Raw genomic sequence first — 23,781 nt, 5'->3', positions numbered from 1 at the left:
TTTTGTTCTCCCGTGGGCACGCGCGGCTGCTGCGCCTAGGTGATCCGGTAGCGGAACTCGCCGCCCTTGCCGCAGCTGGCCTTGATCTTGGCCAGCGGCGTCTCGTCGGCCATGCGCGTGAGCACGGCCTCGGCGATCTCGGGCAGCAAGGTGCCGTTGAGGATGTGGTCGACGTTGCGCGCGCCCGAGTCGACCTCGGTGCAGCGTGCGAGCACGGCCTCGACCAGCGCGTCGTCCCACTCGAACACGGCCTTGTGATTCGTCGCGATGCGGTCGCGGATGCGGCCGAGCTTGAGCGCGATGATCTGCTCGAGCACCGCGTCGGTGATCGGATAGAACGGCGCCACCTTCATGCGGCCCAGGAAGGCCGGCTTGAAGGCCTTCATGAGCACCGGGCGCAGGGCGTCGGCCAGCGCGTCGGGCGCGGGGCGCTCCTCGTCGGCCTTGTTGAGGCACGCCTGCATGATCTGCGACGAACCGATGTTCGAGGTGAGGATGATCAGCGTGTTGCGGAAGTCGATCTCGCGGCCCTCGGCGTCGTCCATCATGCCCTTGTCGAACACCTGGAAGAACATCTCGAGCACGTCGGGGTGGGCCTTCTCGACCTCGTCGAGCAGCACCACGCTGTAGGGCTGGCGGCGCACGGCCTCGGTGAGCACGCCGCCTTCGCCGTAGCCCACGTAGCCGGGCGGCGAGCCCTTCAGGCCCGACACGCTGTGCGCCTCCTGGTACTCGCTCATGTTGATGGTGATGAGCTTCTTCTCGCCGCCGTACAGGATGTCGGCCAGCGCGAGTGCGGTCTCGGTCTTGCCCACGCCCGAGGGGCCGACGAACATGAACACGCCGCGCGGCTTGTTGGGGTCTTCCAGGCGCGCGCTCGCGGTGCGCACGCGCTGGGCCACGGCGGCGAGCGCGTGGTCCTGGCCGATGACGCGCTCGGCCAGCAGGGTGTCGAGGGCGCGCACGGTCTTGATCTCGTCCTTGACCATGCGGCCCAGCGGCACGCCGGTCCAGGCCGAGACGATCTCGGCGATGACGTGGCCGTCGACCTGCAGCGGCACCATCGGCGTGGTGCCTTGCAGTGCGCGCAGTTCGGCGAGCAGGGCATCGAGCTGGTCGCGCGCGGGGTCTGCAGTGGCAGCAGCTTTCTTGCGGCTGGCGGCGCGGGCCGGCGCCTTCTCTGCAACGGCGGGTGCAGCCTCGGGCTGCGCAGCCGATTCGTCGCGTTGCGCACGCAGCGCGCGGATGCGTTCGACCAGCGCGTTCTCTTCGGCCAGGCGCTGCTGGCTCGCGGCCAGCTCGGCCTGCAGCGCGCTTTTCTTTTCCGCGAGTTCGGCCAGGCGCGCTTCATGGCGCCCGCCGGCCGCGGTGTCGCGCACCAGCGCGGCGCTCTCGGCCTCGATGCGTTCGAGGCCGCGGTTCGCTTCCTCGATCAACGCCGGCGTTGCACTCTGGCCGAGCGCCACTTTCGCGCACGCGGTGTCGAGCACGCTCACGGCCTTGTCGGGCAGTTGCCGCCCGCTGATGTAGCGGTGCGACAGGCGCACGGCCTCGGTGATGGCTTCGTCGAGCACGCGGATGTTGAAGTGCTTCTCCATCAGCGGCACCATGCCGCGTAGCATGGCGGCGGCCAGCGTCTCGCTGGGCTCCTCGACCTTCACGACCTGGAAGCGCCGCGCGAGCGCCGCGTCCTTCTCGAAGTATTTCTTGTACTCGCCCCAGGTGGTGGCGGCGATGGTGCGCAGCTCGCCGCGCGCCAGCGCCGGCTTGAGCAGGTTGGCCGCGTCGCTCTGCCCTGCCTGGCCGCCCGCGCCGATCATGGTGTGGGCCTCGTCGATGAAAAGCACGATCGGGTGCGGGCTCTTCTTCACTTCGGCGATCACGTTCTTCAGGCGGTTCTCGAACTCGCCCTTCACGCTCGCGCCGGCTTGCAGCAGGCCCATGTCCAGCGTGTGCAGCGCCACGGCGCGCAGCGACTCGGGCACGTCCTGCGCGGCGATGCGCAGTGCCAGCCCTTCGACCACGGCCGTCTTGCCGACGCCGGCCTCGCCCGTGAGGATGGGGTTGTTCTGGCGACGGCGCATCAGGATGTCGATGACCTGGCGGATCTCGGTGTCGCGGCCGATGACGGGGTCGAGCGCGCCGTCTTTCGCGCGCTGCGTGAGGTTGGTGGTGAACTGGTCGAGCGCGGGCGTCTTGCCCGGCACGCCCGCGGCCAGCGGGTCGGCCGGCGCTTGCTGCGCGTCGCCTTCGGTGGCCGCGCCCGAAGCGCCGGCCTCGGCCGCTTCGCTCGAGCCGTCGGTGAGCTTGTCGAAATCGTGCTTCAGGTCTTCGAGGCGGATCTTCGCGAACAGCGGCGAGCCGCGCTGCGCGAGCTGCGCGAGGTCGGGCTGCGTGAGCAGCGCGAGCAGCAGGTGGCCCGAGCGGATCTGCGCCGCGTGCGCGTCGAGCGAGGCCAAGAGCCATGCCTGCTGGAACAGCTGCTGCAGGTGCTGCGAGAACACCGGCGTGCGCGTGTTGCCGTTCTTGAAGGTCTGGATCTCGCGCTCCAGGTCCGACTGGATCGCGGTGGCGCTGATGCGGTTGGCGCGCAGCACGCGGGCGAGGTCGTTGTCGGTCTGCTCCAGCAGCGCCAGGAACAGGTGCTCCAGGTCGACCTCGTAGTGGCCGTGGGCCAGGCACAGGTTGGCGGCGCGCTGCGTGGCCATGCGGGCGCTGGCGTTGAGCTTGGTGATCAGTGTCTTCAGCGAGGTGCTCATGAGCGGTGGTGTTCTTCTGTCGGTCGTGTTCGTTGAAAGGGTCACTGCAGGGGCTGAAGCTCGTACTGCGTGTCGCTGCGGTCGCCCTCGGCCTCGCGGGTGGTGATGAAGCTGTCCCAGCCGAGGTGGCTGCCGCCGCTGTCGCTGAGCTGCACGGCGGCCACTTCTTCGCGCGCCAGGATCAGGCGCACCTCGTATTCGCAGGTCACGCCGGCGAGCAGCGCCAGCATTTTTTCGAGCGCCTTCGCATGCGCGCGGCCCGGAAAAAACTCACGCAGCGCGCTGCGCTTGAGCGGGCCGATCCACAGGCGGATGCGCAGGTCGCGCTGCCAGATGCGTTCACCCGCCATCGCGTTCTGGCCCAGGCTCACATTGCCCTCGCCCAGCCTGGAGCGCTGCTGCACGGGCATGTCGTACCACTTGCCCAGGAACTGCTCGATGCGGATGTGGCTGCGGAAGTAATCGGACAGCACGCGCTGCAGGTACGCCGCCGACATCGGCCGGTGACGCACCGCGGCGGCGTAGCCGGCCACCGTCTCGTCGAACACGGTGCCCGTGCCGTCGGTCAGCGGGTCGCGCTGGGCCGTGTGCTCCAGCCCGGCCATCGACAGCAGCACCGGCAGGTAGGCGCGGCTGCGCTCGTGCTCGTAGTGCAGCGGCAGGCGGTACTTGCGCCAGGCCGCATAGAAGAGCGCGGCGGCGCGGTTGCTGAACACGTCCAGAAAGGCGCGCGCCGAGCTGTCGCGCAGATGCTGCTCGCGGCGCATCAGCATCTCGGTGTAGACGATGGGCAAGGCGCCCGACACGCCCAGCATGCCGAACGACGCGGGCGTGAGCTCGATGCGGCTCAGGCCGTGCTCGTCCTCATGCGGCAGCGGCGGCTCGCACAGCTGCGCGCCCGACATCAGCTCGCCCACGGCGTCGCGCACCGCCAGCGCCTCGATCTCGCTGGGCGGGAAGTTCAGGCTGGTGGAGCTGCGAAAGCGCACCCAGCGCGGCACCATGCGCTCGCCGGGCACCAGGCGCTGGTGCACGTCGCGCTCCTGCCGCTTGAGCAGCATGAGCTCGATCAGCCGCACCGCCTGGAAGAATTCGAAGCGGTAGGGTTCGCGCAGCAGCCTTTCGGCTACAGGAGGATCGATTCGCCGCTGCGGGGCTTGCATCGCACCAGCTCCTCCTTGTCGCGCGCCGAAACGATCACCAGCTGGGTGAAGCTGTTCAGGTGCACATAGAGACCGAAGAAATGGTCCATCACGCGGGCAAAAGCCTGCAGGCTGCTGCCCACGAAGCCGGTCTCGTCGACCGTGAGCTTGAGCTCGATGCCGCGCACGAAGGTCGCGAAGGGCTTGCCCGGCAACCACTGGGTGGTGGCCTGCTGCTCGATCGCGGTGATGGCCTCGATCTGCCGCGCCGACACGGCCGAACGGCCCAGGTCGTACAGCCGCAGCATTTCCTTCAACGCCGGCAGCCCGCTGGTGGCCAGCGACAGGTGGTTCAGCGACAGGTGCGACACCAACCGCCACTGCACGCCCTTGCCGCGCGGCATGCGCAGCGTCTGCGTCGGGCGGCGCAGCATGCGGATCGAACGCGCCACCGAGTTGCCCTCGATGAACAGGTCGCCGCCGGGCAGGCCGAAGGCCAGCGAATGCGGCAGGTCGCGGTTGGTGCAGGTGAGGTCGATGCTCAGCGTTTCGGTCTGCGGCAGCGAGGGCTGGAAGTCGATGTCGACGATCGAGAGTTCGGTCTCGTAGCCCGGGCTGCGCTGCGCCACGAGCTCGTTGCGCCGCGCGAACCAGTAGTGCTCGGCCTCCTTCGGGTGCTCGCCGTGGTGCAGCGAATAGAAGGGCCGGAACTCGATGTACGCATCGCCCTCGGCGGTCTGCTTCACGAGCTTGACCGAGTCGATGCTGTAGACCTCGAAGCCGAAGGCGCGGCGCGCATCGGCCACCACCGGGTAGGCGGCGGCGGCGTGCGTGACGCGGATCGGGTCGCTGCGCTGCTTGAAGAGGTTGATGACGGGCGTGCAGCCCAGGCGCAGGTTGCGGCTGGACACGCCCTCGAGCAGCCGCGCCGTGGGCGAGTCGGCGCGCACGCCGGTCATCACCAGGTGCAGCGTGATCGAGCGGCACGAGCCGATGTGGCGCAGCGCGTTCGCCAGGTCGATGTCGACGAAGTTGAACTTCTCGGGGAACGCGAAGTACTCGCTGAGCAGGCGGTAGGCCGGGTGCGAGCGCGCCGGCAGCTCGATGAGCGCATCGGCCTCCTCGAAGCCGACCGGGTGCAGCGCTTCGCCCTGCACCAGCGTCCACTTGCCGCTGCGCTCGGGCTCCACGAAGACGGCGGCCGTCTTCAGGAAGATGGCGTCGGCCAGCGCCGTGGCCAGCGAGGGCTCGGCGTCGATGAAGGTGCGCAGGCGCGCCAGCGTGAGCGCCAGGGTGCCGAGCGACTTCTGCTCGCCGGTGGCCTCGAGCGTGACCGACAGGCAGCCCGTCGCGTTGCGCGGCAGCGAGGCCTGCGCGGGCGCATTCACCACCGAGTGGTAGACCACGTTCGACACCTGCACCGCCGCCAGCGTGACGTCGTACACGCTGCGAAAGCGGCAGGCGCCGCCGCGCACCGGCTGCGAGGTGAGCTCGGTGCCGCGCGCGATGGTGACGGGCTTGCTGAGCTTGGCGAGCGCCGCGCCGCCGGCGTCGAACTGCGCGATGGAGCACGACGGAAAGGGCCGCAGGTAGTGCGGGTACATCACCTCGAGCAGCGCTTCGGTGAGCTCGGGGTAGTCGTCGTCGAGCTTCTTGCTGATGCGGGCCGTGAGCAACGCGAACGACTGGATCATGCGTTCGACGTGCGGGTCTTCGCTGGCGTCGGCCGAGATGGCCAGGCGCGCGGCGATCTTCGGGTAGCCCTTGGCGAACTCCTGCGAGTAGCCGCGCAGGAAGGCCAGCTCGCGTTCGTAGAAGGGCAGCAACTCGTCCATGGTGGGCGTCGGGGTCCGGCGTGGCGCTAGGCGTACCGGCTCTTGCCGGTGCCGCGGGTGATGGAGTACTGCAGCGTCGTGGGCTGCAGCATGGCGTCGAAGTTCACCGGCTCGGCCAGCTCGGGCAGCACGAGCAGGGCGGTGATTCCGAAATAGAGCATGTGGGTGCTGGCCTGGCCGTCGACCTCGAGCGACACCGAGACATCGCGCAGGCGCGACTCGTGGCGCGCAATGGCCTGCTCCAGCGAGCGGCAGATGAACGAACGGTCGTAGTGGCTGGCCAGGCTCAGGCCCGAGAAATCGCTCAGGCCGTAGGTCATGACGGAGCGCCGGCACTCGGGGTAGGCCTGGAGCTTGGCGTCGTCGAAGACCATGCGCGTGTTGAGCAGGGATTCGAGGTCGCGTGCGACCACGTTCTTGACCTCGTCAAGCGACAAATGCCGCAGCACCGGCGAAGCCGGCCCGCGCCAGTCGTCATCGAACAGCTTGTCGAGCAGGCCCGGTTCGAATCCTGTCATGGGTCACTCCCTGTCTCTCGCGTCGGACAACGGGCACGGCGCCGCGCGAGGGGCGCGGCGCCAAAAAGAAACCGCGGCCTGCGCCGCGGTCGTCATTGCCCGACTGGCGTCAGACCGAGTAGGTCTTGTCGTTCTTCGTGAGGCTCCAGGCGCCTTGCGAGTTGCCGCCCTGGTTGCCGCCGATCTTCTGCTGCGTGTACTTCCACTGCACGGCGGCGTACTTCAGCGAGAAGGTCTCGCTCGGCACGCTGGCCACGTCGGTGCTCACGACCTTCGGGTTCACGCTGGCGATCAGCACGTACTTGAGCTTGATCTCCATGTACTGCACGCGCTTGCCTTCGCCGTCGGCACGGTAGAACTGCACCGTGACTTCGTCGAAGGTGGTGCCGCCCGACGCGTGCTGGTACAGCAGCGGGCTCACGACGTCCATGTCCTTCGTGAAGATCATCTCGCCGTGCTCGCAGCGCTCGGCGGTGTGGCCGCCGGCGGTCGACGCGGTGGCCGAGCGCGGTTGCACGATGCTGTGCTGCCACGAGCTGACTTCGATCCAGTCCTTGTGGTCCTTGTCCTGCGACTCGCCGTTGATGGCCGGGCTGCCGAACTTGACGTAGATATCTTTCATGTTTCTTCCCCTTCTTGATTGATTGATTACTGACAGTTAACGTGTTGCAGCACGGCCCCTCGGCCGCGCACCCGATCTGCCTCCTTACTTATTCACTGACTTCGGCAGATCGGCGACCAAGCGCAGTGAAATAGACAGTTCATCCAGCTGGAAGTGCGGGCGCAGGAACGCGACCGCGCGGTACACGCCGGGCCGCCCGGGCACTTCGCCGACCTGGATGGCGGCTTCGCGCAGCGGGAACTGGGCCTTCTGTTCCTGCGTCGCGTTGTCGTCGAGCAGCACGTACTGCGCGATCCAGCGGTTCAGGAACTGTTCGACGTTGTGCGCCGAGGCAAAGCTGCCGATCTTGTCGCGCATCATGGCCTTGAGGTAGTGCGCGATGCGGGACACCGAGAAGATGTACTGCAGCTGCGCCGAGAGCACCGCGTTGGCGTTGGCGCTGTCGGTGTTGTACTTCTTGGCCTTCTGCAGCGACTGTGCGCCGAAGAACGCCGCGTAGTCGGAGTTCTTGCAGTGCACGAGCGGAATGAAGCCCAGGTCGCTCAGTTCCTTTTCGCGCCGGTCGGTGATGGCAATCTCGGTCGGGCACTTCAGGGCGATCTCGCCTTCGTCGGTCTTGAAGGTGTGCGTGGGCAGGTCTTCGACCAGGCCGCCGCCTTCGACACCGCGGATGGCCGCGCACCAGCCGAAGTCGTCGAACGCGGCCGTCAGGCGCGTGGCGAAGGCCCAGGCAGCGTTGCACCAGAGGTACTTGGCGTGGTCGGTGCCGTCGACGTCTTCGACGAAGTTGAAGCTGTCGACCACCGTGCCTTCGCGCGGGTGGTAGGGCAGGCGCCCGAGGAAGCGCGGCAGCGTGAGGCCGACGTAGCGCGAGTCTTCCGAATCGCGGAACGACTTCCACTTGGCGTACTCGACGGTGTCGAACACCTTGGCCATGTCGCGCGGCTTGCCCAGGTCGGCAAAGCTTTCCAGGCCCAGCAGCTCGGGCGAGGCCGCGCCGATGAAGGGCGCGTGCGCGGCAGCCGCCACGTGCGCCATCTGGTCCAGGAAGTACATGTCTTCGGGCTGGCGCGTGACGTCGAAGTCGCCCACCAGCGCGCCGAACGGCGCACCGCCGAAGGTGCCGAATTCTTCTTCGTAGACCTTCTTGAACATCGCGCTCTGGTCGAACTCGACGGCGGCCTTGAAGTCGCGGATCAGGTCGCGCTTGGTGGCGTTGATGACCTTGATCTTGAGCATGGTGCCGGTCGGCGTTTCCTTGACCAGGTACTCCAGGCCGCGCCAGGTGCTCTCCAGCTTCTGGAACTCGGGCGCGTGCATCACGGCGCTGAGCTGGGCGGAGATGAGCGCGTCGAGGTCGGCCACGCGCGCGTCGATCATGGCCGACACGTTGTCGGAGACGATCACCGAGCCTTCGAGGACCTGGCTGACGAGTTCGCCGATGAGGTCCTTGGTGCGCGTGTGTTCCACGTCGGACTTGGCGACCTTGCTCTTCTCGACGATCTGGTCGAGCAGGTCGACCGTGGCTTCCGATGAAGCGGCACCGCCCGATGCCGATAGTGCTTGCGCAGTCATGTTCAGCTTTCGTCCTTCTTGCCGGCGCTCTGTCCCAGGCGCTGGAGTTGCTCGGTGTTGTTCAGCACGTCGGCCAGCAGGTCTTCGAGCTTGCTGTTGCCGGCCATCTTGTTGCGCAGGTCGGCCAGCTTGGTGCGCGCGTCGAGCAGGCGCTTGAGCGGCTCGATCTGCTCGACGACGGCTTCGGGCGAGAAGGCGTCCATCGAGTTGAAGGTGAGGTCGACACCGAAGCTGCCGCCGCGTCCGTCCAGCTTGTTCGGCACCTGGAAGGCGGCACGCGGGGCCACGCCCTTCATGACGTCGTCCATGTTGTCGCGGTCGATGTTGACGAACTTGCGGTCCTTGAGCTTGGGCTGCTCGACCTCGGACTGGCCCGCCAGGTCGGCGATCACGCCGACGACGAAAGGCAATTCCTTTTTCTCGATGGCGTCACCGAGTTCCACGTCGTACGTGAGTTGCACGCGCGGCGGGCGCACTTTTTGGAGACGCTTCTGCACGCTCTGTCTTTTGGTCGCCATAAGCTTCAATACCTTCGCAATAGGACTGAGAAACGAATTAAAAAGTTGTACGACCCATTTCCAGATCGCACGCCCATTCGTTAATACATTGGTTTGAAAACCAATTCAAAAACCGGACAATTACTTGAGCGCGTCAAATGGATTGCCGCCACCCGCGCGCGGGGCGGGCGCGGCAGGTGCCGGGCGCGGCGCGGCGACCGGGGCGGGCCGTGCGGCGGCGACCGGGGTCGGTGCGGCGGACGATGACGACGAGGGCGCGGGTGCCGGGCTGGGGGCCGCGGCGCGGCGCGTGGGTGCCGGCTTGGCTTCGGGGCCGGCGGGCACCAGGACCGACAGGCCCAGGGTTTCGCGCAGCAGCGCGGCCAGGCGGTAGGCGTCGGCGTTGGCGTCGCCGCTCAGGCTGCTGTCCTTGCCCAGGTCCTCGATGGAACGGGCCGCCAGGCGCAGGCCGCCCACGGCGGTGATGCTCTTGGCCTGCCGGCTGGAGGGGTCGCGGCGCAGCGACTCCTCGGCGGCCGAGATGGCCAGGCTGTAGCGGCCTTCGTTGAAGTAGATCTGCGCGATGCGCGACCACGGCTCACCGCGGGTCGGGTTCTCGGTGGCGAGCTGCTGGTACTGGCGGATGACAGGCGCCTTGTCGCCGGTGGCGGCTGCCGCGGCGGCATCGACCTCGGCCAGGCTCTTGTTGTAGGCGGCGGTCGCCTGGGCAACGGCCGCGTCCGGCGTGGTGGTACAGGCCGACAAAAAGACGGTGCTCGCAATGGCACCGGCAATCATCGTGCGCGACATGATTTTTCGAATCGACACATTCCCCCCTGATCTGACTTTTTAGCAGGCCGCAATCATTCATTAAATTGCGACCGTTGACAATAACAATACACGATACTACAGCCGCGTGGATGGCAAATGACGGGGGCGGATTAATGCTAATTTCCTAATCGAAAGTCATTTTCGAAATCGGTTAATCCTATTTGGTCCATCGAAATATTGTTACGGCTCGCTTTTAATGAAAATATTAATTACATCTGGCGCGCTGCTGGCCGCGTTGATGCTCGGCGGGTGCAGCTCGCCGGCGCTCACGATCGCCAACATCGCGCTCGAGGCGAGCGGACTGAAGAAGCCCGAGCTGCCCGAGTCGCAAAAGCCCCCGCGCAAGGTGACGATGTCGATCGCCGCGGGCAAGAACCTCAACGCCGACGGCCGCAACCGCCCGCTGTCCGTGGTGATGCGCATCTACAAGCTGAAGGAAACGACGGGCTTCTACCAGTCGTCCTTCGATGCCTTCGTCACGCCGGGTCGCGACAAGACGCAGCTGGGCGACGACCTCGTCGAGAGCCGCGAGATCACGCTCATTCCCGACCAGCAATACACCTGGACCGAGATGGTTCCGCGCAGCGCCAACGCGGTGGCCGTGGTGGTGCTGTTCCACTCGCCCGATGCCCAGCGCTGGCGCTTCGCCTTCAACGCCGCGGACGCCGAAAAAACCGGCATCGTGATGGGCGCGCATGCCTGCGCGCTCACCGTCACGACAGGCGCGGTGGTGGGCCAGCAGAACGCACAAGGCGCGGCCCCCACGGGCGCGCTCAACCTGTTGGGGCCGGTGACTTGCCGGCCCTCGCCCGCCTGATCTTTAGCGACGGCGGGGCCGTTCAAGTCGACACGACGATGCGATACATTCAAAAAAAATTGTGGGGAGTTGATCCGACGTGAGCTATGCAGCCAAGGTCCTCTGGGGAGAGGGCTTGTTTCTACGCCCCCAGCATTTCCAGCGCCAAGACGCGTACCACGAGGCGCGCCTGCGCGCCACGGCGCAGACGCTGCATCCGTACTTCTGGGGCGTGCGCTCCATCAGCTTCGACCTCGATGCGCTGGCCAGCGGCATGCTGCGCGCCTCGCAGCTGTCGCTGGTGTTCCCCGACGGCGAACCCTACGCGGCGCCGCAGGCCGACGCGCTGCCCCCGCCCATCTCGCTGGACACGCTGAGCCCGGGCCAGAACGAGATCATCTTCTACCTCGTGCTGCACCCGGTGAAGGAGCTCGGCAAGAACTACACCGACCCCAACGAAGAAGGCTTTGCCGCGCGCTACACCAGCGACGCGACGCAATCGCTCGACCTGTACACCAACGCCGTGAGCGCCGAGGTGGTGTTCCTGCGCAAGAGCGTGAAGCTCCTAGCCGACACCGAGCCGCGCGAGCAGTTCGTGTCGATCCCCGTGATCCGCATCCGCCGCACCGCCGCGGGCGGCTTCGAGATCGACCGCAGCTTCGTGCCGCCGTGCACCAGCATCGACGCCTCGCCCACCGTGTTCCAGCAGCTGCGCCGGCTGCTCGACGTGCTGCAGGCCAAGGTCAATTCGCTGTACGGCATTCACCGCGAACCGAGCAAGAACATCATCGAGTTCCGCTCGGGCGACATCGCCTCGTTCTGGCTGCTGCACACGGCCAACTCGGCGTTCGCGTCGCTCTCGCACCTGTTCCATCACCCGTCGCTGCACCCGGAGCGGCTGTTCCAGGAGCTGCTGAGCCTGGCCGGCGCGCTGATGACCTTCGCCAAGACCTACTCGCTGAACGACCTGCCGGTGTACGACCACGAGAAGCCCGGCCCGGCCTTCGCCGAGCTCGACCGCATCGTGCGCGACCTGCTCGACACCGTCATCTCCACGCGCTACTTCGCCATTGCGCTCACCGAGACGCGCAACGCCTTCTACCTGGGGCGCCTGGACTCCGGAAAGATCGACGAGAAGACCGTGTTCTACATGTCGGTCACCGCCAGCATGCCGGCCGCCGAGCTGGCCGAGGTGGTGCCGCAGCGCTTCAAGATCGGCGCGCCCGAAGACGTCGACAAGCTGGTGCTCTCGGCCATGCCGGGCGTGCGCATCGTCTACGCGCCGCAGGTGCCGCCGGCCATTCCGATCCGCGCGGGCGCCTGCTACTTCTCCATCGACAGCAAGAGCCAGCTGTACGACCGCATGCTGCAGGCGCAGAGCGTCACCATCTACGCGCCGGCCGGCATCCCCGACATGCAACTCGAACTGATCGCCGTGACCGGCTGATCACCCGCCCGATCGTATGAACACCACCCCCCTCAACAAGGCCCCTTCCCTGCTGGGCGCCGACGCGCCGCCAGCTTCGTTCACGCCGGCCGGCGTGGCGCCCGACGCCGACTCCAGCCTGCTCGACCTGCTGTACGACGGCTTCGTGATGCTGTTCCTGCTCAAGAAGAAGCAGCAGCCGGCCACCACCGAGCAGTTCCTCACGGGCATCCGCAACTACCTGGGCGAGTTCGAGCGCAACGCGCGCAAGCTCGACGCCACGGCCGAGCAGATCCACGCGGCCAAGTACGCCTTCTGCGCCACGGTCGACGAGTTCGTGCTCTCGGCGCCCGAGTTCGCCATCCGCTCCGAGTGGGAGCGCCGGCCGCTGCAGCTCACGCTGTTCGGCGACCAGCTGGCGGGCGAGAACTTCTTCAACATGCTCGAGGTCGAGCGCGCGCACGGCGCCGCGCGCATCCAGACGCTCGAGGTGTTCTACATGTGCCTGCTGCTGGGCTTCCAGGGCAAGTACGCCATCGACGGCACCGAGAAGCTGGCCTACCTCACGGCGCGCGTGGGCGACGAGATCGCCAACGCGCGCGGCAAGCGCACGCCCTTCGCGCCGCACTGGCCGCTGCCCGACCTGATCTCGCACTCGCTCAAGCGCGAGGCGCCGCAGTGGGTGGTGGCCGCGCTGTTCGCGCTCATCGGGCTGCTGGGCTTCATCGGCCTGTCGGCGCACCTGGGCAGCACCACGCAGGGCGCGCTCGCGAGCTACCAGGACATCGTGAAGCTCGGCCCGCGCCAGGCCAACCTGACGATCTCGCTGCCATGACCACGGCCGCGACGAACCGCCTCGACCTCGCGGCCCTGCTGGCCCCGATCTCGGAGGCCAAGCCCTGCGGCGAGGACATGCTGTTCTCGCGCGAGTTCGACGCGATTCAAGAAGCGCGCAAGCACGACGACCCCTCGCTCGAACAGGGCGAATGGGTCATCGAACTGAAGGAGGCCAACTGGCCCTTCGTGATTGCCGAGTGCGAGAAGCTGCTGCGCGCCTCCACCAAGGACCTGCGCCTGGGCGTGTGGCTCACCGACGCGCTGGCCAGCCAGCGCGGCTTCGAGGGGCTCGCCGACGGCTACCGCCTGCTCAGCGGCCTGTGCCGCCAGTACTGGGACGAGCTGCATCCGCAGCCCGAGGGCGGCGACATCGAGATGCGCATCGGCACCGTCACCTGGCTGATCTCGCGCTCGGTCGAACTACTGCAGCGCGCGCCCATCGTGAGCGACGGCCACACCGGCCACAGCGCGCTGGTCTGGGAGACCGCGCTGGCGCTCGACCAGGCCATCCGCCGCACGCCGGCGCAGGCCGACGAGCTGCAGCGCAACAAGGTGACGCTCGAGCAGTTCGACCGCCTGCGCCGCGCCACGCCCGCGAAGTTCTTGCAGAAGACGCACCGCGACGTGCAGGCCTGCGAGCAGGCGCTGGCCGAGTTCGAGGCCGTGTTCGACGAACGCACCGCCTCGAACGGCCCGAGCTTTCGCGCCGCGAAGGACGCGGCCACGGCCATCCGCCAGGCCGTCGAGCGCTTCGCGCGCGAGGCCGGCGTGCCGATCGACAACGGCGCGGCGCCGCAAGCCACCGCCGCTGCACCGGCCGCCAGCGCACCGGCTGCCCCGACCCGCATCGAACCCGTCTTCGACGCCGCCATGCCCCATTCATCTCCCACCTACCACGCGGCGGTGCATGTGCCCGCCGCGCTCCCACCCGGCATCCACAGCCGCGCGCAGGCCATCGCGCAGCTCAAGGAAGTGGCGGCGTATTTCGAGCAGACCGAGCCCTCGAGCCCGGCCGCCTACATGGCGAACAAGGCCGCGCGCTGGGCCGACATGCCGCTGCATGCCTGGCTGCGCAACGTGATCAAGAACGAGCAGGAGCTGGCCCAGCTGGTGGACCTGCTCGATCTGCCCAAGGGCGACGACGAGTCGCGCTGACTTTGCGCCTTCGCGCTGAGTGAAAGAAGAAAGGCCCGCGTTGCGGGCCTTTTTCTTTAGCGTCCGACCCGGAACTCGATGCGCCGGTTGCGCGAACGCCCCTCGTCGGTCGCGTTGCTCGCCACCGGCTGGTCCGGGCCCACGCCCGAGGTCGTGAGCGTCATCGGATCGATGCCCTTGCCCACCAGGTAGCCCTTGACCGATTCGGCGCGCGACTGGCTCAGCGCCAGGTTCGACGTGCGGTTGCCGGCGTTGTCGGTGTGGCCCACCACCGCCACCGACTTGTTGGTGAGCTTCTGCAGGATCGGCGCCATCTCGTCGAGGATGGCGCGGCCCTTGCCCGTGAGCGTGGCGCTGCCCAGCTCGAACTCGATGGTGCGGTTGCCCAGCACCTGGTCGACCGCGATCTGCTCCGACACGGGCACGCGCAGGCTGTTCTTGATGGTGTAGGTCGGGTTGAGCGAATTCGCCATGTCGCTCACGATCTTCTGGCGCAGCGCCTCGTTGCCGACCTCGCCGCTGAGCGCCATCTGCGTGCCCTCGATCTGGAGCTGGCCGCGGTGGATGTCCTTGAGCGAGGGCGTGATCAGCCGCTGCACGTTGACGCTCCAGTTGGCCGGCATGCTGACGGTGTTCACCACCTCGATCTTGTCGATCACGCCGCTGGGCCCGTAGACGCGGCGCAGCGCCTCGATGACGGCGATGCGCGTGGCTTCGTCGGGCACCTGCCCGCCGGCCACGACCGGCTCGCCCTTGCCGACGGCCGCGGGCGTGGTCTCGACGCGGGCGGCGGTGGCGCCCGCCGCCGGTTGTTGTGGTGGTTGCTGGGCCTGCACGGCCGGCACGAGCGCGAGCCCGCAGGCCATGGACAGCACGAGAACGCGCAAAGAACAATTCATGACCGTGTCATTCCCCGATGAAGACTTCGCGAAAGGCGGTGAGCACGATGTCCAGCGGCAGCTGCGGCTGGTCGAGGTAGCTCACCAGCTTGAACATCGCGTAGTTGCTGTGGATGGTGTCCTCGACCCACTCCGGGTTGTCGATGTCGATGTTGTGCTCGGTGTAGACCTGCGGATGCAGCACGCTCTGCAGGCTGCGCGGCGACAGGCCGTTGAAGCCGATCACCAGCCGCGAGCGGCCGTCGATCTCGGTGACCAGCAGCACCAGCTCGAAGTCGGCCTTGGCCAGGAACTGCGACACCATCTCGAGCCAGAAGGTGGCGATCAGCGAGCGGTCGACCGGGTCGCGCGGCAGCGGCAGCGTGAGCCCCTTTTCCAGGTGCGACACGGCGCTGGCCATCACCGGCTGCAGCAGCAGGCCCAGCGCCAGGATGGCGCGGCGCAGCGACACCTTGTGGCCGTCGAAGTTGAGCATCTGCTCGATGCGCAGCAGGCTGGTGTCGCGCGTGAAGGCGGCATAGGTGGCGCGCGAGGCCGACTTCTTGAAGCCGGTCTCGATGGCCGGGTCGATGGCCTCGAACTTCTTCAGCTCGTTGTCCAGGTCGGTGCCGGCCGCCAGCGACTGCACCTGCACCGCCATGCGGTCCCAGTAGGGGCCGATGAGCATCGGCGCGCCGCGCATGAAGTCGAGCGCCTCGTCCACGTCCACCGAAGTGGCCGCCAGGAACGGGTAGCGGCGCGACGACTCGTCGCGGCTGGGGCGCACGTGCCCCGCAATGGCCACGCGGCTGCGCGAGCCCAGGCACACGAAGTGCATCGGCGCCGCGTTGTCGTAGATCAGCTTCCAGCGCGGGTCTTCCGACAGCATCTCCATGGTCTGCGACAGCCAGTGGTCGAACACCTTGATGAGCTGCGGGTTGTACAGGCCCTTCACGAAGTCGCCGCGTCCGGGCAACTTGCCGAAGTAGCACAGCTGTTGTGGCGCGCTCATTTGCCTGCCCCCCCTGCCTGCACCGGCGCCTGGGCCGGTGCCTGAACCGCTGCGGGTGCTGCTGCGCGCGGCACACCGATCTCCGCGACCGTCGACGGCAGCACCGTGCCGCGCAGGCCCTTGCCCTGCGGCGAATCGCCACCCGAACCGGCCGACTGCGTGTTCTGGATCACGCGCAGCTTGACGGTCACGCTCGCGTTGTCGCGCGCCCACGTGAGCTCGAAGCTGCCGTCGGGCAACTTCGTGCGCTGCGCCGTGCTCAGCAGGCGCTCCAGGCCGAAGTTGCCCGGCTCGTTGATCAGCTCGACCGTGCGCCCGTCGAAGGTGACGGCGGTGATCTTCGCGCCCGGCGTGCCCTGTGCGTTGGGCCAGACGAAGTTGGACCACTGCGGCGGCGTGTTGCGGTAGCGCAGCTGCTGGCCGTCGATCTCGACCATGTATTCCGTCAGGCCCGACACGGGCTGCGGCAGGATCTGGAACAGCGTCTGCGGCTGCGCGCTGCCGCCGGCCCCGGCCGCGGCACCGCCCGACAGCGGCGCCACCCACTGTGCGAAGCCGTTCACGAAGTCGGGGCTCAGCGTGAGGCCCTGGTCGCCCCAGGCGCGCGGCGACAGCAGGTCCCCACGGCGGATCACCAGCGAGCCCAGCGTGGTCGTCACGAACTTGCCGATGGCGCCTTCAGGTCCGAAGAACTGCGCGATTTCCGCCGGCGAGGCCTCGATCTTCGCGCTCGCCGAGAACGGGTACTTGGTGGCCAGCGACTGCTGGAAGGGCTGGTGCACCTGCGCGCTCCAGATCTTGTTGACCTCCACCGCCGTCGGCTGCACCGTCACCGCATACGCCTGCAGCAGCGGCCGCACCAGCAGCGGGCGCAGCGCCTGGCGCTGCGCGGCGTCCATGCCGGTGAGCATCTGCTCGTCGACGTACTTGAGCGCATCGGCCAGCTCGGAGCCGTTGCCTTCCAGCGTCTGCTGCATGAGCTGGCGCGCGCCCGGACCGGGATCGCCCTGGTTCTTGATCTGGTTGAAGCGCCCGCGCAGCTTGGACAGCGTGCCCAGGTAGCCGCGCAGCAGCGAGGTGTTGTCGCGCTCGACCACCAGGCGTGCCACGCCCGCGAACTCGCGCCCGATCGGGCCCATCGGGATTTCCGTGGCGCCGCCGTTGAGGTCGACGTTCACGTTGACCTGCGACGGCGTGGCGCGGCTGAAGAGGCGCTTGAACCAGTTGAAGGCGCCGGTGCGCGCCTGCTGCAGGCCGGCGTTGACCAGCGAGGGGTTGTCCCACGAGGTCTGGTCGTACACCGTGTCGAAGACCTTGCGGATCGGCGAGTTCTGCGGATCGCCCAGCTGGTTCATCGCCACCACGGCCTGCTCGAAGCTGCCCATGTCCTTCACCGCGATGCCCTGCAGGAAGCGCTGCCACTCCTTGGCGTACTCCAGCTTGTACATGGTGGCCAGCGTCTTGCGGATCTGCTCCGGGCTGCCTTCGAGCGTCAGGTCGTCGTTGCCGGCGACGTTGAGCACCCAGTCCTTGCTCGAGGTTTCCTTGTTGGCGGCGTCGCGGATCGCGTCGTCCACGTACTGCTGCCAGGCCTCGCGCGTGAACGCGCCCGAGATCGCGACGCTGCCGGCGAGGGTGCCTTCGGCTTCGGCGCTGCTGGCCGTGGCCCCGAGGATGCGTGCCACGGTCATCGGCGCGAAGCGCGTGGAAGCGCGTGCCTTGATCTCGGCGTACACGCGTTCGCGCGCCGGCATGCCGCGCACCACGCGGCGCAGGTTGTCGCGTGTCTGCTCGACCAGCGCGAGGTTGGTGTCGGCCAGCGCGGGCCAGTTGTCGTCGCCCACGCGGCGCAGGTAGAAGGTGATCATGCGCTCGGCATCGCGGATGACCGCTGCGCGCGGCATGTCGCCGCGGTTGCTCTCGAGCCAGCCGCGCCAGAAGCGCGAGATCTGGTCGGTGAGGTGCGCCGTTTCCACCTGCCGCTTGTCGGACAGCATGAGGTAGGTCTTGAGCGCGTTGTAGGCGTCCTGCACATCGGCCGGCGAGGAGCCGGCATACAGGCCGCCGCCTTCCGGCACTGCGGCGGGTGCCGTGGTGGTCGCAGCACCTGCGACCGGCAACGGCGCGGGCGCCGTGCCGCCCGTCAGTGCGGCCACCGCGTCGGCGCGCTTCAGGCGGTCGGGGTGCGCGTTCACCTCGCGCAGGAAGGCCTGCAGGTTGTCGGACACCGGCGCGAGCATCAGCTGCTTCACGCCGCCGTAGTACTCGGCCACCAGCTTGTCCTCGAGCTGGTTGCCCTGGTACAGGCCCAGCGACAGCGACAGCGGCCGGTCGTTGCGGAATTTCTCGAGCTGCTCGATGCGGTCCTGCAGGATGCCCAGTGCCTCGAAGCGCGTGCGCAGCCCGTTGTCGCTGGCCTGCAGCTTGACCACCTTGTCCAGGTCGGCCTGCACGTTCTCCACCAGCTGCCGGTTGCCGAGGTACGACCAGGTCCAGCCGCCCAGCAGCAGGCCCAGCACGGCGACGAAGGCGAAGAAGCTCACGTAGCGCACGCGCGCCTTCACGGGGCTGGAGAACTGCCGCACCGTCTTCTTGTCGGCAAAGATCACCTTGGAGAACAGGTCGCGCAGGAAGAACCCGTTCTGCGAATAGATTTCCTTCGACTTGGTGGCCGCGTTGCTCAGCGTGAGCCCGAAGCGCTTGGCGATGCGCTCGGTCGACAGGCTGCGCATCGTGCCCTCTTGCAAGGCGCTGGTGAAGTAGAAGCCGCGGAACACCGGCTTGTGCTGGAACGGGTTGCTCTCGAACAGCGTGGCCAGGAAGGCGCGCAGCGCGGGCTTGATGGCCGCGAACTCGAGCGGGAAGATCAACAGCTCGGGCGACGGGTCGCTGCTGCGGTGGTTCGCGAAGTGCGAGACGCTGATTTCCTTCAGGCCCATGTAGAGCTCGTCGAAGCGCTTGTCGAACAGCGCCACGGCGTCCTGCTTCTCATCGCCGTCGTAGGGCAGCGAGGCGCCCCACACGCGGTCGCGCTCCATCTTGTCGCTGTCGCCGAAGAATTCCGCAAAGCCGGTGATCAGGTCGGCCTTGGTGAACATCACGTAGACCGGCGCGAACACCTCGAGCCGCTCGGTGAGTTCCTGCATGCGCTGGCGCAGGTTCTTGGCGAGCTGGATCGCGAAGTCGGGCCGGCTGCCGATCAGCTCGGGAATGCTGGCCGTGATGATGATGCCGTTGATGGGCGCCTTCGGCCGGTACTTCTTGAGCAGGTCGAGGAAGCCGAACCACTCCTTGCGGTCTTCCTGGTGGATGGAATAGCGGCCCGCCGTGTCGAGCACGATGCCTTCGGTGGTGAAGAACCAGTCGCAGTTGCGCGTGCCGCCGATGCCCTGGATCACCGCGTTGCCCTTGTCGGCGAACGGGAACTGCAGGCCCGAGTTCAGGATGGCGCTGCTCTTGCCCGCCGCCGGGTTGCCGATGACCATGTACCAGGGCAGCTCGTACAGCGCCTCGCTGCCCGACATCTGCCCGATCTTCGAGGTCTTGATGGTCTTCACGGCCTCGACCATGCGCCCGCGCAGCTCGTCGATCTCGGCCTTGCGCTCGGGGTCGCTGTCGCGCACGGCGGCGTCGGCCTGGTCCTCGAGCATGTCGCCGAGCTTGCGGTTGGCCGCGCGCGTGCGCATGCGCCGCACGAACCACACCAGCAGCCACAACAGCAGCAGCACCACGAAGATGCCGACGGCCCAGATCGCGCCGACTTCGAGCGTCTGCGCCCCGAGCAGCAGGAACGCGCCGAGCGCGATGGCGCCGATCACCGACAAGGTGCGCGGATCGGCCAGGAAACTGAAGAATCGCCGCATAGAAGTTTCTGGAATCGGTCCTGTTTAAGTAGCGGGTGACGCGGGGCTCGCCGGGCCGGCCAGGAGGGCCGTCCGCGCGAGCGCGTCCTGCACGGAAATGGCGAGCACATGCCGTGCATCGCGCGCGGCCAGGTGGCACGCGAGCACGACGGCACTCATGTCGGCCGCGGCCCCCAGGTGACCCAGGGTGGCGCAGACGGACAGGTTGTTTTCGAAGGGCACGTGCGGCAGCCGCTCCTGCACGAGCTTGGCCACTTCGGTGACGCGGCTGGTGCGGTGGTCGGCATCGCTCACGACCCAGTCGACCTGGGCGGTCTCGAGCGTCAAGGTGGCGAGCAGGTGCTGGGCGAAGCGATCGAGCAGGCTGGCATCGGGCGTGCGCGCGGTGTCGGCCGAGGCCTCGCGCTGGCCGCTTGCGCTGCGCGACAGGCGCACGGCCTCGGCCGGTGCCAGCAGTGCATCGCCGGCGCGCACGAGCAGCAGGCCCGCGGCGGCTTCGCCCGGCACGCGGCCCTTGCGGCGCGTGGCGGTGTACAGCAGGCCGTCGGCCTCCCAGCGCGCGATGCTGGCTTCAGACACCGAGGAGTCGGCCGCCAGCGCGATCCACAGCGCGGGCCTTTGCTCGCGATGCAGCGACAGGCTGATGCGGTCGAGCAGCGCCATGCCGGACACGCCGTCTTCGCTCTTGAAGCAGTCGACGAGCCAGCGCTGCGAGGCATCGCCTTCGCGCACGCGCTGCTGCACCCACTGCGTGGCGATCGCGCGTTCGCTCTCGCTCCATGCACCCGGCAACAGCAGCGAGAGGTTCAGCTGCGGCGCCGCCGCCGGCCCCGGGATGACGCCGCCGCTGGACACGAAGCGCCCGGGCGCGCGCACCGCGAGCGCATCACCCGCGTTGGCGATCGCCTCGGCCGCGGACGCCAGCAGCTCCTGCAGCACGTCGGACATGAGGTGGATGGCGCGCAGCCGGTCGTCGGGCAGCGCATCGACATCGAAAGCTTCGCTGCCGGGTTGCAGGCTTTCGCGCAGGTGCTCGCGCAGCTCGTTCTCGTCGATGCCGTCGACGCGGCCCGCGATGACGGGAAAGCCTTCGCCGTCACGCAGTTCGGGAACGATCTCTGGCGTCTGCGCCTGGCCGATCGCGGTGGCCACCGTGTCGGCATCGCTGCCGCGTGGTGTGCGAAGGGCGAAGGCGAGCACGGCCATCTGCAGGCGATCCTGCGAGGCCTCGGTTGCTACGGCATTCGATGAGGCGGCGGCGCCTGCGGCCACTGTTGTCCCAGCTGCGGGCAATGCAGCAGCGGGTGCGGCCGTGAAGATGCGGCGCAGCACCACATAGAAGAGCATCAACGCCAGCGGCAGCACCACGAGGTAGAGCGCGATGTCGCTCGTGCTCGGCATGCGCGCCGTGTACTGCCAGTAGACGATCACGAGCACCCACACCGTGATGAACACGGCGCAGGCCAAAAGAACGGGCTTGATCAGTCGCGACAGCATCCGGAGTTTTCGAACGTCTGGGTCACGCGAGGGCGATGGCAATAGCCCACGCGGTCGCGTGACCGCATGCCATGCCTGCAGCCGGAGAAGGGCGCACCGCCGTCATTCGGACGCGGAAGCGATCTGGCTCGACAACAGCCTGCAACCGCAGGCCGCCCGGTCGCCGTGGCGCGCCACGCGACGGCCATCGATCGACACGCATTCGCTGCCCGTCACGATGGGGTTGATGCCATGGCCGGGCCGTGGGCACGACACCATGTCGCCGATGCGCGCCACGCGCCGTTCATCGATGTGCGTGTTTTCGGATGCGGTGATCACGAAGCCACCGTGGTCGGTCTTGTCATGCAGAACGATCCACGGGCGGTCGTTGTCCGCCTCGGGTTGATCCTCACCCATTTGAACTCTCCCCCTTGATTGCCTCGTGGTGTGCCGGTGCGACAGATGTCGTCTCGGCATTCAGTTGCGTGACAATTTAAATCCCGGCTTGCGGTACTCCACGTGACCGTAGTCCCTGAAGGACCATCGACCACCCCACACCAAGCCCACGGACTCGGCCGCTTCGCCATAGAGGCGATAGCCTTCCATGGCCCATGGATCTTTTTCAGAGATCACCAGCTTGCCATTGCGATAGAACGCGTTGTCTGCCGCAAGTCCATACTGATGATAGCTTTGATTGGCCTTCGCCATGGTCACTGTATTGCCCAATGCAGCGAGTTTGGCTTGTCGTTCGGGGCTGCGATAACCCTCGAGCAATGCGAGGTCGTAGCCGTGCTTTTCTTTCATGATCTTGTAGACGAGCAGCAAACGATTACGAAAGTCCACATCGAGAACAGCCCAGTCCCGACTGCCTTCTTTCGTGAGCGGACGAATCTGCTCGACCTCTGCGGTGGCAAACACCTCGGGCGGCAACGGCTGTGGCGGCACCAGCTGCTCGCCCTTGAGCAAGGCCTCGATCTTCGGATCGCTTGTGGCGGCCCAGTCGTCGAAGAACAGAACCCGGCCACTTCCGAAAGTCACACTTAACAACACCGGCACGATAAGCAGACCCATGCCCGACAGCAGCAGGTAGCGATGTCTTACGGCAAAAGTACGCACTCCCGATCCGCTGTCGCGCATCAACTGAAAACTTGCTTCGGACACAAAGCCGAGACGGCGTCCTATTCCAATAAAAAAGAATGCAATAGCAGTAGAAATGGAGACCGTCGCTCGCAACACACGGTCACGAAAAGAAGGGAACAAGAAGATGGCAAGTGCTGCCACCATCAAGGCAAAATAACAAAAGAGAGTGAAGAAGATCAACGGTGTTCAATGAGAGCCACTCAATTGTATGAGTCGCTTGAAAATTTGAACCCATCGCACGCAGCACCTTGTTGCATCCCAATTGCGATATCGCGTTGATCACGCCACATAAAGCCGAGGGGAGAAATCACATGCCCGCAGCCAGCCGGACCACCCATCCATGATGGGCGCGCCAGACGCCCACAAGGACCGACCGAGCCTGCTCGGTTCGAACGCACCCACCGCGGCCACATCGACCGCCGCACCCGGCGGCGAATCCACGCGGGTGCTCGCACAGTTCGGTGGCCGCGAGAGCGGCGCGCGCTCCTTCTTCGCACGACCCGGCGTGTGGGCTTCGCTCGCGGTGCTGCTCGGTGTGGCGGGTGCGACGACCTACCACCTGCAATCGAAGCGCGCGGATGCGGCAGCGACGACCGTGGCGGCAATAGCGCCTGCGCCGGTTGCAGCGCCTGTCGCCAAGGAACCACCGAAGCCCGACGCGCCCGTCGCCGCCGCGGCACCGGAGCCCACGCCCGCACGCATCATCGAAGGCGACAGCACGCCGCCGCCGGCACCACAGCAGCAACAGCAACAACAACAGGCCTCCACGCCGTTCGCAGCCATCGGTGCGCAGCCCATGGCCGTGCCGCCGGCCGCGAAGCCTGCGCGCGTTGCGGCGGCCTCCCCCGCAAAGAAGGCAGGCGCCGACAGCAAGGCCAGCGCCGTTGCTGCAAAGAAACCGGAGCGCATCGCGTCGGGCTCGAAGAAGCCCGTGCGCACGGCCGCGAACGGCAAGCCCGTCAAGACCGCTGCCAACACCAGCAAGGCAACGAAGCCCGCCGCGCGTTCCGACCTCACGCAAACGGCGGCACGGCCGAAGGGGCCCGATCCCGACACCGACCTGCTGACCGCGCTGCTCAAGCGCAGCAAGACCTCCGACCCCGCACCGTCGGCGCAGGCCACTGCCGCAACGGCGGACTGCAAGCCGGGCGCACCTTGCAAACCTTGAGCATCCGAACCTGAGCGAATTCCCGATGCCATCCGCTGACCGCAGCGCCCTGTGGGCCGAGCTGAGCCAGACGGCGCGGCTGTACCGCCTCGAAGCGCCGAGTGCTTCGTCGTCCTCCAACAGTGCCGCGCGCGAGAGCATCGACGCCCTGCGCGTGGAGGGCTGGGTGCAGCGCGAGGCGGTGTCGCAGCTGTTCGAGCTGCGCATCGTGTGCCTGAGCCTGCGTGCGGACCTGGCGCTTTCATCGCTGA

General features: G+C 67.3%; 20 protein-coding genes. 6 read left to right on the top strand and 14 right to left on the bottom strand.

Annotated elements, in window-relative coordinates:
* Nucleotides 1-35: 35 nt before the first annotated feature.
* The 8 genes from tssH to AC57B8_RS09570 all read right to left on the bottom strand — a co-directional run bounded on the left by tssH (nt 36) and on the right by AC57B8_RS09570 (nt 9,758).
* The gene (gene tssH, locus AC57B8_RS09605) at nt 36-2,759 is read right to left on the bottom strand and encodes a type VI secretion system ATPase TssH (protein ID WP_496479501.1); all 2,724 of its coding nucleotides are present in this window, start codon (nt 2,757-2,759) and stop codon (nt 36-38) included.
* A 41-nt stretch (nt 2,760-2,800) separates the two neighbouring features.
* Entirely contained in the window at nt 2,801-3,922 is a 1,122-nt protein-coding gene (gene tssG, locus AC57B8_RS09600) for a type VI secretion system baseplate subunit TssG (RefSeq protein ID WP_159279609.1), read from the bottom strand.
* Complete coding sequence (gene tssF / locus AC57B8_RS09595) at nt 3,886-5,736, bottom strand: type VI secretion system baseplate subunit TssF (protein ID WP_070062961.1); 1,851 nt, start codon at nt 5,734-5,736, stop codon at nt 3,886-3,888. Before tssF ends, tssG begins: the two co-directional genes overlap by 37 nt.
* Nucleotides 5,737-5,762: 26 nt before the next feature.
* Complete coding sequence (tssE, locus tag AC57B8_RS09590; protein ID WP_062474770.1) at nt 5,763-6,254, bottom strand: type VI secretion system baseplate subunit TssE; 492 nt, start codon at nt 6,252-6,254, stop codon at nt 5,763-5,765.
* A 109-nt stretch (nt 6,255-6,363) separates the two neighbouring features.
* The gene (locus tag AC57B8_RS09585; RefSeq protein WP_062474768.1) at nt 6,364-6,876 is read right to left on the bottom strand and encodes an Hcp family type VI secretion system effector; all 513 of its coding nucleotides are present in this window, start codon (nt 6,874-6,876) and stop codon (nt 6,364-6,366) included.
* Between the two features lie 84 nt (nt 6,877-6,960).
* On the bottom strand, nt 6,961-8,451 hold the full coding sequence (gene tssC, locus AC57B8_RS09580) for a type VI secretion system contractile sheath large subunit (protein ID WP_496479500.1): 1,491 nt from the start codon (nt 8,449-8,451) through the stop codon (nt 6,961-6,963).
* Between the two features lie 2 nt (nt 8,452-8,453).
* The gene (gene tssB, locus AC57B8_RS09575) at nt 8,454-8,969 is read right to left on the bottom strand and encodes a type VI secretion system contractile sheath small subunit (RefSeq protein ID WP_070062960.1); all 516 of its coding nucleotides are present in this window, start codon (nt 8,967-8,969) and stop codon (nt 8,454-8,456) included.
* A gap of 120 nt (nt 8,970-9,089) precedes the next feature.
* Nucleotides 9,090-9,758 (bottom strand): tetratricopeptide repeat protein, encoded by a 669-nt coding sequence (locus AC57B8_RS09570; protein ID WP_496479499.1) that lies wholly within the window; start codon nt 9,756-9,758, stop codon nt 9,090-9,092.
* Nucleotides 9,759-9,975: 217 nt separating this feature from the next.
* On the opposite strand from AC57B8_RS09570, the gene tssJ reads away from it, so the two are divergent.
* The 4 genes from tssJ to tssA all read left to right on the top strand — a co-directional run bounded on the left by tssJ (nt 9,976) and on the right by tssA (nt 13,993).
* Complete coding sequence (tssJ, locus tag AC57B8_RS09565) at nt 9,976-10,596, top strand: type VI secretion system lipoprotein TssJ (RefSeq protein ID WP_062481131.1); 621 nt, start codon at nt 9,976-9,978, stop codon at nt 10,594-10,596.
* 79 nt (nt 10,597-10,675) lie between these two features.
* Nucleotides 10,676-12,022, top strand: a complete 1,347-nt coding sequence (gene tssK, locus AC57B8_RS09560; protein WP_496479498.1) for a type VI secretion system baseplate subunit TssK — start codon at nt 10,676-10,678, stop codon at nt 12,020-12,022.
* 16 nt (nt 12,023-12,038) lie between these two features.
* A complete protein-coding gene (icmH, locus tag AC57B8_RS09555) occupies nt 12,039-12,836 on the top strand; it encodes a type IVB secretion system protein IcmH/DotU (protein ID WP_496479497.1) in 798 nt (265 codons plus the stop codon).
* On the top strand, nt 12,833-13,993 hold the full coding sequence (tssA, locus tag AC57B8_RS09550; protein WP_496479496.1) for a type VI secretion system protein TssA: 1,161 nt from the start codon (nt 12,833-12,835) through the stop codon (nt 13,991-13,993). Before icmH ends, tssA begins: the two co-directional genes overlap by 4 nt.
* A 56-nt stretch (nt 13,994-14,049) precedes the next feature.
* On the opposite strand, the gene AC57B8_RS09545 is transcribed toward tssA, so the two are convergent.
* The 6 genes from AC57B8_RS09545 to AC57B8_RS09520 all read right to left on the bottom strand — a co-directional run bounded on the left by AC57B8_RS09545 (nt 14,050) and on the right by AC57B8_RS09520 (nt 22,542).
* Nucleotides 14,050-14,892 carry an OmpA family protein gene (locus AC57B8_RS09545; RefSeq protein ID WP_496479495.1) on the bottom strand — a complete coding sequence of 281 codons (843 nt, stop codon included), beginning with the start codon at nt 14,890-14,892 and terminating at the stop codon, nt 14,050-14,052.
* 7 nt (nt 14,893-14,899) lie between these two features.
* Nucleotides 14,900-15,883: a type VI secretion system-associated protein TagF gene (tagF, locus tag AC57B8_RS09540; protein ID WP_095950376.1), complete on the bottom strand. Its 984-nt coding sequence runs from the start codon at nt 15,881-15,883 to the stop codon at nt 14,900-14,902.
* On the bottom strand, nt 15,880-19,746 hold the full coding sequence (gene tssM, locus AC57B8_RS09535) for a type VI secretion system membrane subunit TssM (protein WP_496479494.1): 3,867 nt from the start codon (nt 19,744-19,746) through the stop codon (nt 15,880-15,882). The genes tagF and tssM overlap by 4 nt, the downstream gene beginning before the upstream one ends.
* Nucleotides 19,747-19,770: 24 nt before the next feature.
* Nucleotides 19,771-21,243, bottom strand: a complete 1,473-nt coding sequence (locus AC57B8_RS09530; protein ID WP_496479493.1) for a hypothetical protein — start codon at nt 21,241-21,243, stop codon at nt 19,771-19,773.
* A 102-nt stretch (nt 21,244-21,345) separates the two neighbouring features.
* Nucleotides 21,346-21,639, bottom strand: coding sequence for a PAAR domain-containing protein (locus AC57B8_RS09525; RefSeq protein WP_489061284.1), 294 nt, complete (start codon nt 21,637-21,639; stop codon nt 21,346-21,348).
* 60 nt (nt 21,640-21,699) lie between these two features.
* On the bottom strand, nt 21,700-22,542 hold the full coding sequence (locus AC57B8_RS09520; protein WP_370681903.1) for a M15 family metallopeptidase: 843 nt from the start codon (nt 22,540-22,542) through the stop codon (nt 21,700-21,702).
* 160 nt (nt 22,543-22,702) lie between these two features.
* On the opposite strand from AC57B8_RS09520, the gene AC57B8_RS09515 reads away from it, so the two are divergent.
* Entirely contained in the window at nt 22,703-23,530 is an 828-nt protein-coding gene (locus AC57B8_RS09515) for a hypothetical protein (RefSeq protein WP_496479492.1), read from the top strand.
* A gap of 25 nt (nt 23,531-23,555) precedes the next feature.
* Nucleotides 23,556-23,781, top strand: a 226-nt coding sequence (locus AC57B8_RS09510; RefSeq protein WP_496479491.1) for a hypothetical protein, incomplete at its 3' end; no start/stop codon positions are given.

This window comes from Variovorax sp. BGA-UO-ETr-C22 (assembly GCF_059567965.1).
The sequence above is the reverse complement of the archived record's forward strand: the minus strand, read 5'-3'. Positions and strand labels throughout refer to the sequence as shown.

Bases quoted from the DNA above. Each gene is read 5' to 3' on its own strand.
- tssH (WP_496479501.1), bottom strand. From the start codon at position 2,759: ATGAGCACCTCGCTGAAGACACTGATCACCAAGCTCAACGCCAGCGCC.
- tssG (WP_159279609.1), bottom strand. From the start codon at position 3,922: ATGCAAGCCCCGCAGCGGCGAATCGATCCTCCTGTAGCCGAAAGGCTG.
- tssF (WP_070062961.1), bottom strand. From the start codon at position 5,736: ATGGACGAGTTGCTGCCCTTCTACGAACGCGAGCTGGCCTTCCTGCGC.
- tssE (WP_062474770.1), bottom strand. From the start codon at position 6,254: ATGACAGGATTCGAACCGGGCCTGCTCGACAAGCTGTTCGATGACGAC.
- AC57B8_RS09585 (WP_062474768.1), bottom strand. From the start codon at position 6,876: ATGAAAGATATCTACGTCAAGTTCGGCAGCCCGGCCATCAACGGCGAG.
- tssC (WP_496479500.1), bottom strand. From the start codon at position 8,451: ATGACTGCGCAAGCACTATCGGCATCGGGCGGTGCCGCTTCATCGGAA.
- tssB (WP_070062960.1), bottom strand. From the start codon at position 8,969: ATGGCGACCAAAAGACAGAGCGTGCAGAAGCGTCTCCAAAAAGTGCGC.
- AC57B8_RS09570 (WP_496479499.1), bottom strand. From the start codon at position 9,758: ATGTCGCGCACGATGATTGCCGGTGCCATTGCGAGCACCGTCTTTTTG.
- tssJ (WP_062481131.1), top strand. From the start codon at position 9,976: ATGAAAATATTAATTACATCTGGCGCGCTGCTGGCCGCGTTGATGCTC.
- icmH (WP_496479497.1), top strand. From the start codon at position 12,039: ATGAACACCACCCCCCTCAACAAGGCCCCTTCCCTGCTGGGCGCCGAC.
- tssA (WP_496479496.1), top strand. From the start codon at position 12,833: ATGACCACGGCCGCGACGAACCGCCTCGACCTCGCGGCCCTGCTGGCC.
- AC57B8_RS09545 (WP_496479495.1), bottom strand. From the start codon at position 14,892: ATGAATTGTTCTTTGCGCGTTCTCGTGCTGTCCATGGCCTGCGGGCTC.
- tagF (WP_095950376.1), bottom strand. From the start codon at position 15,883: ATGAGCGCGCCACAACAGCTGTGCTACTTCGGCAAGTTGCCCGGACGC.
- tssM (WP_496479494.1), bottom strand. From the start codon at position 19,746: ATGCGGCGATTCTTCAGTTTCCTGGCCGATCCGCGCACCTTGTCGGTG.
- AC57B8_RS09530 (WP_496479493.1), bottom strand. From the start codon at position 21,243: ATGCTGTCGCGACTGATCAAGCCCGTTCTTTTGGCCTGCGCCGTGTTC.
- AC57B8_RS09525 (WP_489061284.1), bottom strand. From the start codon at position 21,639: ATGGGTGAGGATCAACCCGAGGCGGACAACGACCGCCCGTGGATCGTT.
- AC57B8_RS09515 (WP_496479492.1), top strand. From the start codon at position 22,703: ATGATGGGCGCGCCAGACGCCCACAAGGACCGACCGAGCCTGCTCGGT.